The sequence below is a fragment of the Marinobacterium iners DSM 11526 genome (assembly GCF_900107855.1).
Classification (GTDB): Bacteria; Pseudomonadota; Gammaproteobacteria; order Pseudomonadales; family Balneatricaceae; genus Marinobacterium; species Marinobacterium iners.
In genome coordinates this window covers 1-16,447 of the sequence record NZ_FNRJ01000020.1, presented here as the reverse complement: position 1 = coordinate 16,447, position 16,447 = coordinate 1, and the positions used below count along the sequence as shown (strand labels likewise).

Genomic DNA, 16,447 nt, shown 5'->3' with positions numbered 1-16,447 from the left:
ACAGGTGGTCTGCAACTCGGTGATGTTCTGATAGAATAGCCAGCTTTTAACGGCGTGCCTCCCTATGTCTGATCACATCAGAATCGTACTGGTTAACACAACCCATCCCGGTAATATCGGTGGTGTCGCGCGAGCGATGAAGAATATGGGTGTCAGTGATCTTTGTCTGGTAGAGCCCAAGAGCTTTCCACATCCTGATGCCGATGCCAGAGCCTCGGGTGCGACCGATATCCTTGAGAAGGCCCGCGTGGTGTCTACCCTGGATGAGGCATTGGCGGATTGTGGGCTGATTTTCGGTACCAGTGCACGTGAGCGTCATATTCCCTGGCCGCTGGTAAATCCTCGCGAGCTGGCTGCCATCGCGATTCCGCTCGAAGGTAAGGCGCGTGTTGCCATTCTGTTTGGCCGCGAAGACCGGGGATTGACCAACGAGGAACTGCAGCGTTGTCACCACCATGTACATATCCCGGCTGTTGAAAGTTTTAGCTCGCTCAATATTGCAGCGGCTGTACAGGTTATTACCTACGAGTTGCGAATGGCACAAGTGGCCGATCAACAGGCGGCCCGCCCCCAGTGGGGGACTGACTGGGATATAGAGCTGGCAGAGCAGCGTGAGCTGGAACTGATGTTTGAACACCTTGAGCGTACGTTGGTGGAGATTGAGTTTCTTGATCCGAATAACCCGCGTCAGTTGATGCCTCGCTTGCGACGTCTGCTTCAACGTGCTGTGCCGGATAAAGTCGAAGTGAATGTATTACGCGGTATCCTTACGGCCATCGAGCGCCGTTCGGGGCAAGTGAAAAAGGACAAATCCGATGTTTGATCAGGTTCGTGAAGATATTCGCTCGGTATTTCACCGGGACCCTGCTGCACGTAATGCCTTCGAGGTGTTGACGGCCTACCCTGGATTGCACGCAATCTGGTTTCACCGTATTGCCAACTGGTTCTGGCACAAGGGCTTGAAATGGCTGGCGCGAATGATTTCCAATCTTGCGCGTTGGCTGACAGGTATTGAAATTCATCCAGGTGCGACCATTGGACGGCGTTTTTTCATCGATCACGGCATGGGGGTTGTGATCGGGGAAACCGCCGAGATTGGTGATGATGTAACGCTCTATCATGGCGTGACTCTGGGCGGCACCACCTGGAATAAGGGGAAGCGCCATCCCACGCTTGGAAATAACGTGGTATGCGGTGCAGGTGCGAAGGTGCTGGGTCCCATTATGATCGGCGAGGGTGCGCGTGTTGGCTCCAATGCCGTAGTTACGCGTGACGTGCCAGCGGATGCCACAGTGGTCGGTATTCCCGGGCGCGTGATTCGACGCCATCCCGATGAAGACTCTCCTGAAGAGCAAAAACGGCGCCAAATGGCAGATAAGGTTGGGTTTGATGCCTATGCGGTTTCCCGTGAAGTGTCTGATCCGGTGGCACATGCCATTCGTTGTCTGCTGGATCACATGCAGGCGATGGATCACAAGGTTGAAACCATGGGTAAGGCGCTGTGTGAGCTCAAGCCGGGCTATTGCAACGAGGAGCTGCCTGAGCTGAAGTCGGAAGATTTTGAAGCCGCGGTGGATGAGCCTGAAACGTTGCGTCCTGCAGCGGAGCGCAAAGACCCGGTGAACATGTCGGACAAATAGTTGACTAATTTAGTAGGAATTTGCATAATACCCACAGACTCGCAAGAGTGGGTGTGAGGGATAATTATGCGATTGACAACTAAAGGGCGTTACGCCGTAACGGCGATGCTTGATCTGGCATTACACGAAGGCAAGGGGCCGATCAGCCTGGCTGATATCTCCGAACGGCAGGGAATCTCTCTGTCTTATCTGGAGCAGCTGTTTGCCAAGCTTCGCCGCAACGAGCTTGTGCGCAGTGTGCGTGGGCCTGGTGGAGGATATCAGCTCAAGCGAGAGCAGGGTCTGATCAATGTGGCTGAAGTGATCGATGCGGTCAACGAGTCGGTGGATGCAACCGGCTGCCAGCACAACGGTGGCTGTCAGGGTGGTGAAGTATGCCTGACGCATCATCTCTGGTGCGACCTGAGTGATCAGATTCACGGCTTTCTGAGTAGCATCAGTCTGGCTGATCTGGTTGCACGACGAGATGTCCAACAGGTGGCAGATCGTCAGCAGCGGCTGATCGCCAGTACTACCGAACAATCAGTGCGCCACAAAGCCGCTGTGTGAGAGTTTTTTGGAGAGATGAGATGAAACTGCCGATCTATCTTGATTACGCTGCAACCACACCGGTTGATCCGCGCGTGGCTCAGAAGATGACCGAGTGTCTGACACTGGACGGGAACTTTGGTAACCCGGCGTCCCGTTCCCACCTGTTCGGCTGGAAAGCTGAAGAAGCGGTGGAAAATGCGCGTCGTCAGGTGGCTGATCTGCTGGGTGCGGACCCGCGTGAAATTGTTTGGACATCCGGTGCCACCGAGTCTGACAACCTTGCAATCAAGGGTGTTGCCCACTTCTATAACAAGAAGGGTAAACATATCATCACCTCGAAAATTGAGCACAAGGCGGTGCTTGACCCCTGCCGTCAGCTGGAACGTGAAGGTTTTGAGGTGACATATCTGGAACCGGACAGCAACGGTATTATCAGTCCGCGCCAGGTTTCCGAAGCGCTGCGTGATGACACTATTCTGGTGTCCCTGATGCACGTGAATAATGAAATCGGCACCATTACCGATATCGCGGCCATCGGCGAGATTACCCGTGAAAAGGGTGTTCTCTTCCACGTCGACGCGGCTCAGAGCGCTGGCAAACTGCCAATCAATCTCAACGAGCTAAAGGTGGATCTGCTGTCGGTCTGCGCACACAAGATTTATGGCCCCAAGGGTGTTGGTGCTCTTTATGTACGCCGCAAGCCGCGTGTACGCATCGAAGCACAGATTCATGGCGGTGGTCACGAGCGTGGCATGCGTTCCGGTACCTTGCCGACCCATCAGATTGTAGGGATGGGTGAGGCTTTCCGTATCGCAGGTGAAGAGATGGCGGCTGAAACTGCCCGGCTTGAAACACTGCGCGCACGTCTTTGGGATGGTGTGCAGAATATGGAAGAGGTTCACGTTAACGGCTCCACCGAGCAGCGCGTACCGGGAATCCTGAATATCAGCTTTGCCTTCGTGGAAGGCGAGTCGCTGCTAATGTCGATAAAGGATCTGGCGGTTTCCTCAGGCTCTGCCTGTACCTCAGCAAGCCTTGAACCGTCCTATGTGCTGCGTGCACTGGGGTTGAATGATGAGCTGGCACACAGCTCCATCCGTTTCTCGCTGGGTCGATTCACCACTGAAGAAGAGGTGGATTATGCAGTTGAACAATGCCGTCACGCAGTGGAAAAACTGCGTGAACTGTCGCCGCTGTGGGATATGTATAAAGACGGCGTCGATTTGAGCAAGGTTGAGTGGGTTCACCACTAACACCGCTAAAGTTTTTGGAGGTTTATCATGGCTTACAGCGAACAGGTAATTGATCATTACGAAAATCCGCGCAATGTCGGTAAAATGGACGCCGATGACCCGCATGTAGGCACCGGTATGGTTGGTGCCCCGGCGTGTGGTGACGTAATGCGACTGCAGATCAAGGTCAGTGACGAGGGTGTAATTGAAGATGCACGCTTCAAGACCTACGGCTGCGGGTCAGCCATTGCATCCAGCTCTCTGGTGACCGAGTGGGTCAAGGGGATGACACTGGATCAGGCATCCGAGCTGAAAAACTCTCGTATTGCCGAAGAGCTGGCATTGCCGCCGGTGAAGATCCACTGCTCGGTTCTGGCCGAAGATGCGATCAAGGCTGCAGTAGAAGACTACCGCAAGAAACAGCAGAAGTGAGTGAAAGCGGGGGCTGGTGCCCCCGTTACTGGGGTGATTATGGCGATTAGCATGACACAGGCCGCGGTTGACCATGTCGCGCGCTACCTGGAACAGCGAGGCCACGGGGAAGGTATACGCCTTGGCGTCAGAACCTCGGGCTGCTCCGGCATGGCTTATGTGCTGGAATTTGTTGATTCCGGCGAGCCTGAAGATGAGGTGTTTGAGTTCGGTGGAGTGAAGGTAATGATTGACCCCAAAAGCCTGACTTACCTTGACGGTACTGAGCTGGACTTTGTTCGAGAAGGGCTCAACGAAGGGTTCAAGTTCAACAACCCGAACGTACGAAGTGAATGTGGTTGCGGTGAAAGCTTCAACATCTGACCCGTTCGGGGTTATTGAGGTCGGTTGATGGATATCACGCGCAACTATTTTGAATTTCTCGGCCTGCCGGTCGGTTTTGATATCGATCAGGCCGAACTCTCCTCGCGTTACAGGGAGCTGCAAAAGCAGCTTCATCCTGACAGACATTCACATCAGTCTGACCGAGAGCAGCGTCTTGCGGTTCAGTATACTGCCTATCTGAATGAAGCCCTCTCTACTCTCAAGTCACCGTTGCGGCGAGCGCAGTATCTATTATCCCTCCAAGGTATCGATACACTGCATGATTCACGCGTACAGCTCGATCCCATGTTTCTCATGGAGCAGATGGAACTGCGTGAGCAGGTAGCTGAAGCGCCTGAATGCAGTGACCCCGAAGCGGAGTTGGAGCGTTTGACGGCGTTGGTAGAGGATGAGCTGCGCTCGCTGGAGTCCGGCTTTGCTCGTGCCTGGGAAGCCCAGTCGCTGGAGCAGGCGGAGCTACAGGTGCGCAAGATGCAATTCATGTCCAAGCTGCAGACGGAAGTCGCAGCGCTCGAAGACAGACTGTTCGAAGACTAACGGAAGCACTATGGCACTACTGCAAATAGCTGAACCCGGACAGAGTCCGGAGCCGCACGCGCGCAAGCTGGCGGTCGGAATTGATCTGGGTACGACGAACTCACTGGTAGCATCGGTGCGCAGTGGGGCTGCTGTTACCCTGGCGGATGCGCAGGGGGTACATCTGTTGCCCTCAGTTGTGCGCTATCGCGCCGGCGAGGCTCCTCTGGTAGGTGCTGGAGCGCTGGCAGGTGCAGCCCAGGATCCACACAATACCATCAGTTCAGTCAAGCGCTTGATGGGGCGTGGCGTAGAGGCGATGAAAGGGCTGGGTGACGAAATGCCGTATCATCTGGTCGCGTCCGATTCTGGCATGCCCTATCTGCAAACGGCGGCCGGGAACAAGAGCCCGGTAGAGGTATCGGCTGATATATTGTCTGAATTGGCTGAGCGTGCGCGTGCGGCGCTGGGTGGTGAATTGGAAGGTGCCGTTATTACGGTCCCTGCCTATTTTGATGATGCTCAGCGTCAGGCAACGAAGGATGCGGCGCAGCTTGCCGGACTTAAGGTGCTTCGCCTGCTGAACGAACCGACGGCTGCAGCGGTTGCTTATGGTCTGGATCAGGAAGATGAGGGCGTGATCGCCGTCTATGATCTGGGCGGTGGAACCTTTGATATCTCCATTCTGCGACTGAACCGTGGAGTGTTTGAAGTGTTGGCTACCGGTGGCGATACGGCGCTGGGTGGTGATGATTTCGACCGCATGCTGGCGGAATACCTGTTGCAGCAGAGTGGTTTGGCTGAGCAGTTGGATGCGTCATCGGCACGCAGCGTTTCAGCCCTTGCGCGACGCATAAAAGAGCGCCTTACGAATGAAGCTGAGATAACTGAGACCCTTTCGGCCGGTGGTCGGGAGGTGGAGGTGCATGTTTCCCGTGCCCAGTTTGATGCGCTGATCGAACCGCTTGTGAGCCGTACCCTGCGTACCTGTCGACGTACATTGAAGGATGCGGGCATAGATAAGGCTGATATCGCTGAAGTTGTCATGGTGGGCGGCTCAACCCGCGTACCGCGTGTACGCGATGCGGTGGGCGAGTTCTTTGGTCGAGCGCCACATATTGATATAGATCCGGATCGTGTGGTGGCGATCGGAGCGGCGCTGCAGGCGGATGTGCTGGTTGGCAACAAACCTGACAGTGACATGCTGCTGCTGGATGTCATTCCCCTGTCCCTCGGACTTGAAACCATGGGTGGGCTGGTTGAAAAGATTGTACACCGTAATACGGCGATCCCGGTTGCAAGGGCGCAGGAGTTCACCACCTATCAGGATGGTCAGACCGCAATGGCGATCCACGTGCTTCAGGGCGAGCGTGAACTGGTCAGTGACTGCCGTTCACTGGCACGCTTTGTTCTGCGCGATATTCCGCCGATGGCCGCGGGTGCAGCCAAGATTCGTGTGACTTTTCAGGTTGATGCCGACGGTTTGCTCAATGTGTCCGCACAGGAGCTTTCAACAGGTGTGGTCAGCAGCATTCAGGTGAAGCCGTCCTATGGCCTGAGCGATGACGAAATTGCACGTATGCTGAAGGAGTCCTACAGTCATGCGGCAGAAGATCTTGAGGCTCGAAATCTGCGAGAGCAGCAGGTTGAGGCCGAGCGTATTATTGCTGCACTGAGGGCGGCCATGTCGCAGGATGGAGGCCTCCTGAATGAGGCTGAAGTCTCCATGCTGCAGTCCGAAATTGCAACGCTTGAGCGACTGGTTGCAGAGGCTGATTACCGTCGCATCGAAGCGGGGGTTGAGCAGTTGGCCAAGGCCAGTGACTTCTTCGCTTCACGTCGGATGGACCAGAGCATTTCCCGTGCCCTGTCCGGCCATACCATTGATGAAATCGATAAGGAGACCCGCTGATGCCACAGGTAATCTTTCTTCCGCATGAGGAATTGTGCCCTGAAGGCAAGGTCATAGAGACAGAAGGCGGCATCACAATCTGTGATCTGGCACTGGCCAACGGCATCGAAATTGAACATGCCTGCGAAAAATCCTGCGCCTGTACCACCTGTCATGTCATTGTACGCGAAGGCTTTGATTCTCTTAATGAGGCGGATGAGCTCGAAGACGACATGCTCGACAAGGCCTGGGGGCTTGAGCCGGAGTCGCGTCTCAGTTGTCAGGCGGTTGTGGATAGTATGGATCTGGTAGTTGAAATTCCCAAGTACACCATTAATCAGGTGTCAGAACAGCACTGAGGTGAGTTATGGGTCTCAAGTGGACGGATGTAAACGATATTGCCATAGAGCTGGTTGAGCGCTTTCCGGAACAGGATCCGCTGAGAATCAGTTTCCCCGACCTTTATAGTCGGGTGATGGAACTCGATGAGTTTGATGATGATCCTGATCACTGTGGCGAAAAAATCCTCGAAGCGATCCAGATGGCCTGGATCGAGGAAATGGATTGACAGCTTTGAGAGTCGCTGCTGTTCAGTAAGAGGTGCTTTGCGTATAATGTTGCGCCTTATTGACCTTAGTACTATAGATTGGGGATGTTACCTATGGCAGTTGAACGCACACTTTCCATCATCAAACCGGACGCAGTGGCAAAAAACGTAATTGGCGAAATCGTTAGCCGTTTTGAGAAAGCTGATCTGAAAATTGTCGCCATGCAGATGAAGCAGCTGAGCAAGCAAGACGCTGAAGGCTTCTACGCTGAGCATAAAGAGCGTCCGTTCTTTGCTGACCTGGTTGCCTTCATGACTTCCGGTCCGGTTGTTGTTCAGGTGCTGGAAGGCGAGAATGCAATTGCTCTGAATCGCGAACTGATGGGCACGACTAACCCGAAAGAAGCGGCTGAGGGCACCATTCGCCGTGACTTCGCCGAGTCCATTGATGCCAATGCGGTACACGGCTCCGACTCTGCCTCTTCTGCCGAGCGCGAAATCGCCTATTTCTTCGGCGCCTGATAGACCCTTCGGGCTGCCCGTCCGGGCAGCCTGTTACCCCAAAGATGAGTAAACATCCGATGTCCGAGTCCCCCACCAAGATCAATCTGCTGGGACTGTCGCCCACCAAGCTGGAAGACTTTTTTGAGCAGATGGGCGAAAAGCGTTTTCGTGCCACTCAGGTACTTAAATGGCTGCATCAGCAGGGCGCATCCAGCTTCGATGAGATGACCAATATCAGCAAGGCGTTGCGTGCTCGATTGGCTGAAATGGCTGAAATTCGCGAGCCTGAGATCCTGTTGGACAAGGTGTCCAAGGACGGGACCCGCAAATGGGTCATTCGGATGGATGGTGGTTCGGCGATCGAAATGGTACTCATACCTGATGGCGACCGACGTACGCTGTGTGTGTCATCACAGGTCGGGTGCTCACTTGATTGCAGTTTCTGTTCGACCGGCAAGCAGGGTTTCAACCGTAACCTGTCAACGGCTGAAATTATTGCTCAGCTCCGTGTGGCTATTCGTGCCTATGGCCCGTTTGATCCGTCAGAGCGCCGGGTCAGCAACGTGGTGTTGATGGGCATGGGTGAGCCGCTTATGAACTTCGACAATGTTGTTGATGCGACTCAATTGATGATGGATGACAATGCCTACGGTCTGTCTAAACGTCGCGTTACGCTGAGTACGGCGGGTGTGGTGCCTGCACTGGACAGGCTGCGTGAAGTCAGTGACGTATCATTGGCCATTTCGCTGCACGCACCAAACAATGCATTGCGTAACGAACTGGTTCCAATCAACAAGCGTTACCCAATTGAAGAGCTGATCGCCGCCTGCAATCGTTATCTTGAGGGATTGAATGACAAGCGTGTAATTACGGTCGAGTACACTCTTATTGAGGGTGTTAATGATCAGCCTGAGCACGCGCGGGAGCTGGTTAAGGTGCTGCGCCAGGTGCCCTGTAAGTTGAACCTCATTCCGTTCAACCCTTTCCCCAATTCTGATTATCGTCGCCCATCGGAAGGGGCGATTCAGCGCTTCAAGGATATTATGCTGAAAGCTTCGATCATTACGACGGTAAGGCGTACCCGTGGCGATGATGTGGATGCAGCTTGTGGGCAGCTTGTGGGTCAGGTTGAAGACCGTACCCGGCGTAGCCAAAAGTATATTCCTGTGGTACAAGAAGAGCCTGTTCACGGAAAGAGTCAAAGGTTATAAGGGGGTAGAGTGAAACGATCCGGTGTGTTGATGTGGCTGCTTGCAGTAACGCTGATGGCTGGCTGCGCGAGCCAGACCACCGGTTCCGGCAATGCTGCCAATTCACCTCAGGATGCACTGGAGGCCTATACCAATCTTGGTCTGCAGTATCTTCAGGCGGGCAATACCGTCAATGCCAAAACGTCGGTTCAGCGTGCCATAGCAATCGATTCCGGCTATGCCCCGGCCTATAACGCAATGGCGCTGATTTTTCAGACCGAGCAGGAATTCGAGCTCGCTGAAGAATATTTCCGCAAGGCGATGTCGGCTGACAGAACCTCCGCCATGATTCATAACAACTACGGAGCCTTCCTGTTCTCGCAGCAGCGTTATGGAGAGGCATGTGAGCAGCTTAACCAGGCAACCACTGATCCTTTTTATCAGCAGCGTGCGCAGGCATTCGAGAATCTGGGCCGATGTTACCTTTTGATCGATTCACCTGAGAAAGCGGAAGAGGCCTTCAGGCGCTCTCTGGCAATTAATGGTAACCGGCCGGTTGCGTTGGTCGAGCTGTCTGGGTTGTTGCTGGATAAGGGCGAGAATGCAGCATCCAATCGTCTGTTTGAACGTTTTCGTGAACTGGTTGATCAGCAGCGTACAGAGCACAGCTCCAGAAGTCTTTGGTTGGGGATACGGCTGGCTCGCGCAGAGCGTAATGTGTCCCGTGCTGCAACCTATGCGCTGCTGCTCAAGAATTTGTACCCGAAGTCGCAAGAATATCGGCTTTATGAGGAGACAGCTCAGTGAGCGAAGAAGCCCGGTCCGAAAGCACAAGCAGCGATTTTCCAGCAGTTCAGTTCACTCAGGCCCGTGAGCAGCAAGGGCTGAGTGTTGAACAGGTATGCAGGCAGCTGAATTTATCCAAGGCGGTTGTACAAGCGATTGAAAAGGGGGACCTGCAGTACCTGTCTGACCCTGTTTTTTCGCGTGGCTATATACGTTCCTATGCCAAGTTTCTCAGGCTTGACGCAGATGCAATCGTTGCCAGTTATAATCGTGCAAGCGGTAATGTCCAAATGGCCAGTGCGGTTAAGGCCATCGGTACGGTTTCAACCGTACCGGGTCGTCATCAGGGGCGTCCATTGCTCAAGATTGGCAGTTGGCTTTTTGTACTGGCACTGATTGCAGCCAGTGTCTGGTGGTGGCAAACCCAGCAGGGCCTCACGACAGCAGATCGTGAACCACTGGATAACAGGCCTTTATCAATAGAAACCAGCGATGGAAACACCTTGATTTTACCTCAGTTGGATGATGTTGCCCCTGAGGGGTCTGCTTCAGACAAGAGTGAGGACGTTATTGCCGCGCCCATCGCAGCGGCCGATGAGGAAGAACCGGTCTACCTTACTGAAGAGCAGATCGAACAATTGCAGGACGAGCAAGGGGCGGCGTCCTCTGCGGCTGAGCAGGAGCGGGAGTCTACTCCTGCTACGTCGGTTTCCAACGGTCTCGAAGTGGCATTCAGCGATGACTGCTGGATCAGCATTCGTGAGGTTGGTGGGCGCACGTTGTTCAACGGTGTGGCGCAGGCAGGCCAGTCGCTCAATTTCCAGAGCGACTCCACGTTGGCTGTGGTTATCGGTAAGGTCAATGCCGTACGTATGCTCAGCTATGAAGGGGAGTCCATTGATCTTGCCGTGTTGAGCAAGGACAATGTCGCCCGTTTTAGTCTACCTCTTTAAAAGTTCCCACATATTCTCATCGAAACAGGAAAGCTGACGTTTTGAGCAAAATTAAAGCCATTCGCGGCATGAATGACATCCTGCCGGACCAGACACCGGTTTGGCAGTACCTTGAAAGCACTGTAAAAAATGTACTTGGTAGCTATGGCTATGCTGAAATTCGCATGCCGGTGGTAGAGCAAACTGATCTGTTCAAGCGCTCAATAGGTGAAGTAACCGATATTGTTGAGAAAGAAATGTATACCTTTGAAGATCGCAATGGCGAAAGTCTGACATTGCGGCCAGAGGGGACGGCATGTTGTGTTCGTGCCGGTGAAGAGCATGGCCTCCTGTACAATCAGACGCAGCGTCTCTGGTATCAGGGGCCCATGTTTCGTTATGAAAAACCACAAAAAGGTCGTTATCGCCAGTTCCATCAAGTAGGTGTTGAAGCTTTTGGTATGGCCGGACCGGATATTGATGCTGAAATTATTCTCATGAGTGCCGCTTTGTGGCGTCAACTGGGCCTGGACCAGTCTGTAACGCTGCAGCTGAACTCACTGGGCAGCAACGAAGCGCGCGCACGTTACCGCGATGCACTGGTGGAATATCTTAGCAGGCATTCTGACCAGCTTGATGAAGACAGCCTGCGCAGGCTGGAATCAAACCCTCTGCGTATCCTGGACTCCAAGGACGAGGGTACGCGCAAACTGCTTGAGCAGGCCCCGGTACTGACAGACTACCTCGATCAGGAGTCTGCGGCTGACTTCGAGCAGCTGTGCGCAATTCTGGATGCTGCCGGAGTGCAGTATGAGGTTAACCCTTATCTGGTTCGTGGTCTGGACTATTATTGCAAAACCGTTTTCGAATGGGTAACAGACCAACTGGGGGCTCAGGGTACTGTATGTGCCGGTGGTCGCTATGATGGGCTGGTAAAGCAGCTTGGCGGGAAACCAACACCTGCGGTTGGTTTTGCAATGGGTGTTGAGCGTTTGATTCTTCTGCTTGAGACTCTGGCGTTGGTTCCCGATCATGTGCGTCAGACCTTTGATCTTTACCTGGCGGCAGAACACAAGGGGTTGCAGGCGGACCTGATTTTGCTGGCCGAGCAGCTGCGTGAATGCCTGCCGGGGCTCCGTATTCGAACCCACTGCTCGGGACTGAAAAATATCGCGGCCAAAGCTCGTCAGACCGGAGCGCCGGTAATAGCGCTACTCAAGCAAACCGAGTCCGATGAGATGCAGGCATCTCTTTGGTATCAGGAACAGACAGTATATGATCTTGGCATTCAGCAGCTGACAGACCAGCTGAAACAAATCTTTACACGCTGAAGTTTAGCCAGGCGATTCAATTTAGCAGGAGTGGACAGTGGCAGAATTGCGTACCGAAGAAGAGCAGGTGCAGGCGCTCAAGGATTGGTGGAAGGAAAACGGCAAGGCATTGGTAGTTGGTGTCGCGGCTGCGGTGGCAATCGTGCTCGGCTGGAAAGCCTGGCAGAGTAATCAGGAGCAGAAAGCAGCCAATGCGTCTGCCCTTTACCAGAATCTGACAGAAGCGGTACAGCTGTCTGCCGGTGGTGTGAATGACTCTCAATATGCAACAGCGGTTCATCTGAATGAGCAGCTTCGCTCTGACTACGCTGACACGGCTTATGCACGCTATGGTGCCCTCATGATGGCAGCAATGGCCGTTGGAAATGGAGAGGTTGAGCGCGCGTTGCAGGAGCTGGACTGGACCTTGGGCGCAACGGATGAAGTCGATAATATTGTTCGTGTGGCTACACTGCGAAAGGCAATGCTGTTGAGCCAGCAGGGGAACGCGGATACTGCTATTAGCCTGCTGGAGAATGCTGATGCGGGTACTTATGAGGTGCAGTATCAGGAACTTCTGGGAGACCTTCATGCCAATAACGGTCGACCGGCTGAAGCTTTCGCAGCCTATGATCGAGCCCTGCAGCTGGGCGGCGGCGAACAGCTGCGTCCGCTTCTGAAAATGAAACGGGATGACCTTGCAGGAGCCGAGTCATGAAATGCTGGGTAAAAACAGCCGCAGCGATTGCCGTGAGTGTTTCCCTTGCTGGCTGTGGGTTGTTCAGTAGCGAAGAAACCGTTGAGCCAAATCCACTGGTTGACTTCGAAGCCGAACAGCAATTTCAACAGCTGTGGAGTCTGAGTACCGGTGGTAGTTTGGGCTCCAAGTTTCATCAACTGGTTCCTTCCATTGATGAACAGCAGATTTTTGCAGTCAATGTTGAAGGTGATCTGGTTGCAGCGGATCTGGCATCCGGGCGTATCAATTGGCGTGTCGAGTTGGAAACTCCGATAGGAGGTGGTGTTGGTGCCGGAAACGGTATCGTGGTCCTCGCGACAGAGTCGGGTGAAGTGATCGCTTTCGATACCACAGACGGTAGTGAGCGTTGGCGCTACCAAGCTTCCTCCGAAGTGATTTCCCAGCCGCAGATGAATGCGGAGCTCGTTGTTGTACAGCAGCTGGATGGCAAGATTACGGCACTTGAAGTGGGCAGTGGTGAACGGCGCTGGAGTTATGACAGTCAGATACCACGTCTCAGTCTGCGCGGTACAAGCGCCCCCATTGTGGCTGCTGACCTGACTCTGGCCGGTTTTGCCAATGGCAAGCTTGTTGCCGTCGAGAATGCATCGGGGCGGCCTGTCTGGGAGCAGCGTATTTCGCTGGCTGAGGGGCGGTCGGAGCTTGAGCGTATCGTTGATATTGATGGTAAACCGCTTGTCTACAACCGTATCGTTTATGTTGGCAGCTATCAGGGACGCTTGGTGGCACTGAATCCAGGTAATGGACAGGTTGTCTGGAGTCAGGATTTGTCTACCTATCGTGGGCTTGCTGGTGGTTTCGGTAATGTGTACGCAATTTCGGATGAAGACCATGTGCATGCATTCGATGCGCGTAACAGTGCCAGTGTGTGGAGCCAGGATGGTCTTCAGTATCGACGCCTGACTACACCGGTTGTGCTCGGTAACTCTCTGGTTACGGCTGATGCAGATGGTTATCTGCATGTGTTGTCTCAGGTTGACGGTCATTTTACAGCTCGCCATCGCGTCAGCTCCTCCGGTGTCCAGAGTGATCTGCTGGTACGTGATGATGTGCTTTATGTGCTCAGCAATGATGGTCGTCTGACTGCGCTGAAATTTAAATAATCCGGATCTGTGGGTCCATTATCGGCGGCCGCTGTTATCCACAGTGGCCGCCGAGTTGTTTTCAGGTGAAATCCTATGTTGCCCGTAATTGCACTGGTTGGTCGTCCCAACGTTGGCAAATCCACACTGTTCAATCGTTTGACACGCTCGCGTGATGCACTTGTTGCAGATTTGCCGGGTTTGACCCGTGACCGCAAGTACGGAGAAGGCCGTGTTGGCGATTGTGACTACATTGTTATCGATACTGGTGGTATTTCAGGGGATGAGGCCGGCATTGATCAACGGATGGCCGAGCAGTCACTGTTCGCGATAGAGGAAGCGGATGTAGTTCTGTTCCTTGTAGATGGTCGTGCAGGCCTCAACCCGGCTGATGAAATGATTGCCGATCACCTGCGGCGCAACAATAAGTCATGCTGGCTGGTTGTGAACAAGACCGACGGGATCGACCCGGATACCGCAATGGCTGATTTTCATGCGCTCGGTATTGGTGAGCCTGTTGCCATAGCCGCTTCACACGGGCGTGGTGTCAGTCAGCTGATTGACGAAGTGCTGGCGCCCTTTGTTTCTGAGGAAGAGGAGGGCGGCGAAGAGGCGGCTAAGGAAGCCTATACAGATAATATTCGAATTGCCGTGATCGGACGCCCGAACGTGGGTAAGTCAACCCTGGTTAACCGGATGCTGGGCGAAGACCGCGTGGTTGTCTTTGACCAAGCGGGCACAACACGTGACAGTATCTACATTCCTTATGAACGTGATGAGCAGAAATATATTCTGATCGACACAGCGGGTGTACGAAGGCGGAAAAATATCAAAGAAGCGGTGGAGAAGTTCTCCATCGTAAAAACGCTGCAGGCAATCAAGGATGCAAATGTTGTTATCAGCGTGATTGATGCGCGTGAGGGTGTAACCGAGCAGGACTTGAGCATGCTTGGGTTTGTCATTGACTCTGGGCGGGCATTGGTTGTTGCACTTAATAAATGGGATGGCATGAGCCCGGACGATCGTGCCGATGTTAAAAAGCAAGTAGAACGAAAACTGGAATTTGCTGCATTTGCTCGCTTTCACTTTATTTCTGCGCTGCATGGCTCGGGTGTTGGTGATCTGTATATCTCTGTTAACGAAGCTTTCGATTCAGCAATGGCGAAATGGTCTACCAATCAGCTGACTCGACTGCTGGAAGATGTAGTGGCTGACCACCAGCCGCCGGCAGTAAACAATCGACGCATCAAGTTACGCTATGCACACCAGGGTGGCTCCAACCCGCCAATCATCGTAGTGCATGGTAATCAGACGGATGCGTTACCCGGCTCTTACAAGCGCTATCTTGAAAACCGCTTTACCAAATATTTGAAAGTACGTGGAACACCGATTCGATTTGAGTTCCGTACGGGCGACAATCCTTTTGCTGGACGCAAAAATACCCTGACTGCTCGTCAAGAAGCCAAAAAGGAGCGCAGTCGTCAACACATCAAAACGCTGAAGCATAAAGCCAAGAAGCGAGCTCGACGTGATGGCTAAGTCTGTAGATTCACGATCAGAATATGCCATTGGTGTATTTGACTCCGGTGTTGGCGGCTTGACCGTCCTTAATGCGCTCAGGCAAGCCTTACCGGAAGAACATCTTGTCTATCTCGGCGATACCGCAAGGGTGCCGTACGGTACAAAAAGTGCCTTGTCGGTCCGGCGTTATGCCGAGCAGGCTGTCTGTGCTCTGAGTAGTCGCCAGATAAAGGCTATCGTTGTTGCCTGCAACACAGCCTCGGCCATGGCGCTTGAGCATTTGCAGGCCTGCTACCCGGATCTTCTGGTACTGGGTGTAATCGAGCCAGGTGCTGATGCGGCGTGCAGAGTGAGTCAACAGGGGCATATCGGTGTTATCGCGACCGAAAGTACAACAAACAATCAGGCATATCAGAAAGCTATTCTTCGTTTGAGGCCCGATGCACGTATTCGTGCTCAAGCATGCTCTCTGTTTGTTGCTTTGGCGGAAGAAGGTTGGCATGAAGGCGACCTGGTAGAGCAGATAGTCGCGCGTTGTCTTCAGCCCCTGCTGGTGGCTGATAGTCAGTTTCCGTTGGATACGCTGGTATTAGGCTGTACTCATTTCCCTGCATTGAGGGGTGCTATAGCAGCAGTGACTGGTGACGATATTCAGTTGGTTGATTCAGCTCAGACCACCGCTGAAGCGGTAAAGTGCGAGCTGGAAGCCAAAGCGCTGCAGAACAAGAACCAAATACGGGGCAGTCTGACTTTTTTGGTGACAGATGGGCCAGAGCGCTTTGCACGAGTGGCGACGAACTTTTTCAATGAGCGAATCGATCCGGGTTCGGTTGAACTGATCGATATCCAGCACTACGCTTCTGAGTGTTAAAAAAGTTTTGACAGGGCGTTGACAGCGATCCGAATCGCTGTAGAATACGCCACCTCATCAGCGCTGACCGCGCGTTGTTTTCTCCGCCAAGGCAGTGAAAACAAACGAAAAAATGGTTGACACTGAAACGGGTTGCGGTAGAATACGCGCCTCGCTTGAGACAACAGGTTGCACCGAACGGTGCGGTTGGCCAAGCCCGCTCTTTAACAAATTGATCAGGTAATATGTGTGGGCGCTTGTCAGGATTGAGCACACAAAGCTTAATCAAGGCAAGCAACCTAACTGAATATTCATTTAGCGTTGTGTAATACCTTGAGC

Annotated in this window: 19 protein-coding genes; all 19 read left to right on the top strand. The window is 53.4% G+C overall.

Annotated features, from left to right (window positions below):
• The first annotated feature begins 64 nt into the window (after nucleotides 1–64).
• The 19 genes from BLV48_RS16030 (at nucleotide 65) to murI (ending at nucleotide 16,129) form a co-directional block, all read left to right on the top strand.
• A complete protein-coding gene (locus tag BLV48_RS16030) occupies nucleotides 65–823 on the top strand; it encodes an RNA methyltransferase (RefSeq protein ID WP_091827803.1) in 759 nt (252 codons plus the stop codon).
• A complete protein-coding gene (gene cysE, locus BLV48_RS16025; protein WP_091827802.1) occupies nucleotides 816–1,640 on the top strand; it encodes a serine O-acetyltransferase in 825 nt (274 codons plus the stop codon). The genes BLV48_RS16030 and cysE overlap by 8 nt, the downstream gene beginning before the upstream one ends.
• Nucleotides 1,641–1,706: 66 nt before the next feature.
• Nucleotides 1,707–2,189, top strand: a complete 483-nt coding sequence (gene iscR, locus BLV48_RS16020; protein ID WP_091827801.1) for a Fe-S cluster assembly transcriptional regulator IscR — start codon at nucleotides 1,707–1,709, stop codon at nucleotides 2,187–2,189.
• A 20-nt stretch (nucleotides 2,190–2,209) separates the two neighbouring features.
• Entirely contained in the window at nucleotides 2,210–3,424 is a 1,215-nt protein-coding gene (locus BLV48_RS16015) for an IscS subfamily cysteine desulfurase (RefSeq protein WP_091827800.1), read from the top strand.
• Between the two features lie 27 nt (nucleotides 3,425–3,451).
• Nucleotides 3,452–3,835 carry a Fe-S cluster assembly scaffold IscU gene (iscU, locus tag BLV48_RS16010; RefSeq protein WP_091827799.1) on the top strand — a complete coding sequence of 128 codons (384 nt, stop codon included), beginning with the start codon at nucleotides 3,452–3,454 and terminating at the stop codon, nucleotides 3,833–3,835.
• A 39-nt stretch (nucleotides 3,836–3,874) separates the two neighbouring features.
• Nucleotides 3,875–4,198 carry an iron-sulfur cluster assembly protein IscA gene (gene iscA / locus BLV48_RS16005; protein ID WP_091827842.1) on the top strand — a complete coding sequence of 108 codons (324 nt, stop codon included), beginning with the start codon at nucleotides 3,875–3,877 and terminating at the stop codon, nucleotides 4,196–4,198.
• Between the two features lie 27 nt (nucleotides 4,199–4,225).
• Complete coding sequence (gene hscB / locus BLV48_RS16000) at nucleotides 4,226–4,756, top strand: Fe-S protein assembly co-chaperone HscB (protein WP_091827798.1); 531 nt, start codon at nucleotides 4,226–4,228, stop codon at nucleotides 4,754–4,756.
• Between the two features lie 10 nt (nucleotides 4,757–4,766).
• Nucleotides 4,767–6,647, top strand: coding sequence for a Fe-S protein assembly chaperone HscA (hscA, locus tag BLV48_RS15995; protein ID WP_091827797.1), 1,881 nt, complete (start codon nucleotides 4,767–4,769; stop codon nucleotides 6,645–6,647).
• Nucleotides 6,647–6,985: an ISC system 2Fe-2S type ferredoxin gene (gene fdx, locus BLV48_RS15990; protein ID WP_091827796.1), complete on the top strand. Its 339-nt coding sequence runs from the start codon at nucleotides 6,647–6,649 to the stop codon at nucleotides 6,983–6,985. The genes hscA and fdx overlap by 1 nt, the downstream gene beginning before the upstream one ends.
• Nucleotides 6,986–6,993: 8 nt before the next feature.
• The gene (gene iscX, locus BLV48_RS15985; protein ID WP_091827795.1) at nucleotides 6,994–7,194 is read left to right on the top strand and encodes a Fe-S cluster assembly protein IscX; all 201 of its coding nucleotides are present in this window, start codon (nucleotides 6,994–6,996) and stop codon (nucleotides 7,192–7,194) included.
• A 93-nt stretch (nucleotides 7,195–7,287) separates the two neighbouring features.
• On the top strand, nucleotides 7,288–7,695 hold the full coding sequence (gene ndk, locus BLV48_RS15980) for a nucleoside-diphosphate kinase (protein ID WP_091827794.1): 408 nt from the start codon (nucleotides 7,288–7,290) through the stop codon (nucleotides 7,693–7,695).
• 59 nt (nucleotides 7,696–7,754) lie between these two features.
• Nucleotides 7,755–8,888, top strand: coding sequence for a dual-specificity RNA methyltransferase RlmN (gene rlmN / locus BLV48_RS15975; RefSeq protein WP_091827793.1), 1,134 nt, complete (start codon nucleotides 7,755–7,757; stop codon nucleotides 8,886–8,888).
• A 9-nt stretch (nucleotides 8,889–8,897) separates the two neighbouring features.
• Nucleotides 8,898–9,674, top strand: coding sequence for a type IV pilus biogenesis/stability protein PilW (gene pilW, locus BLV48_RS15970; RefSeq protein ID WP_254775068.1), 777 nt, complete (start codon nucleotides 8,898–8,900; stop codon nucleotides 9,672–9,674).
• Entirely contained in the window at nucleotides 9,671–10,606 is a 936-nt protein-coding gene (locus BLV48_RS15965; RefSeq protein WP_091827791.1) for a RodZ domain-containing protein, read from the top strand. The genes pilW and BLV48_RS15965 overlap by 4 nt, the downstream gene beginning before the upstream one ends.
• A gap of 68 nt (nucleotides 10,607–10,674) precedes the next feature.
• Nucleotides 10,675–11,916 (top strand): histidine--tRNA ligase, encoded by a 1,242-nt coding sequence (gene hisS / locus BLV48_RS15960; protein WP_217633040.1) that lies wholly within the window; start codon nucleotides 10,675–10,677, stop codon nucleotides 11,914–11,916.
• A 37-nt stretch (nucleotides 11,917–11,953) separates the two neighbouring features.
• Complete coding sequence (locus BLV48_RS15955; RefSeq protein ID WP_091827789.1) at nucleotides 11,954–12,613, top strand: YfgM family protein; 660 nt, start codon at nucleotides 11,954–11,956, stop codon at nucleotides 12,611–12,613.
• Entirely contained in the window at nucleotides 12,610–13,758 is a 1,149-nt protein-coding gene (bamB, locus tag BLV48_RS15950; protein ID WP_091827788.1) for an outer membrane protein assembly factor BamB, read from the top strand. Before BLV48_RS15955 ends, bamB begins: the two co-directional genes overlap by 4 nt.
• A 75-nt stretch (nucleotides 13,759–13,833) precedes the next feature.
• Nucleotides 13,834–15,276 (top strand): ribosome biogenesis GTPase Der, encoded by a 1,443-nt coding sequence (gene der / locus BLV48_RS15945; RefSeq protein ID WP_091827787.1) that lies wholly within the window; start codon nucleotides 13,834–13,836, stop codon nucleotides 15,274–15,276.
• The gene (gene murI, locus BLV48_RS15940; RefSeq protein WP_091827786.1) at nucleotides 15,269–16,129 is read left to right on the top strand and encodes a glutamate racemase; all 861 of its coding nucleotides are present in this window, start codon (nucleotides 15,269–15,271) and stop codon (nucleotides 16,127–16,129) included. Before der ends, murI begins: the two co-directional genes overlap by 8 nt.
• The last annotated feature ends 318 nt before the right edge of the window (nucleotides 16,130–16,447 follow it).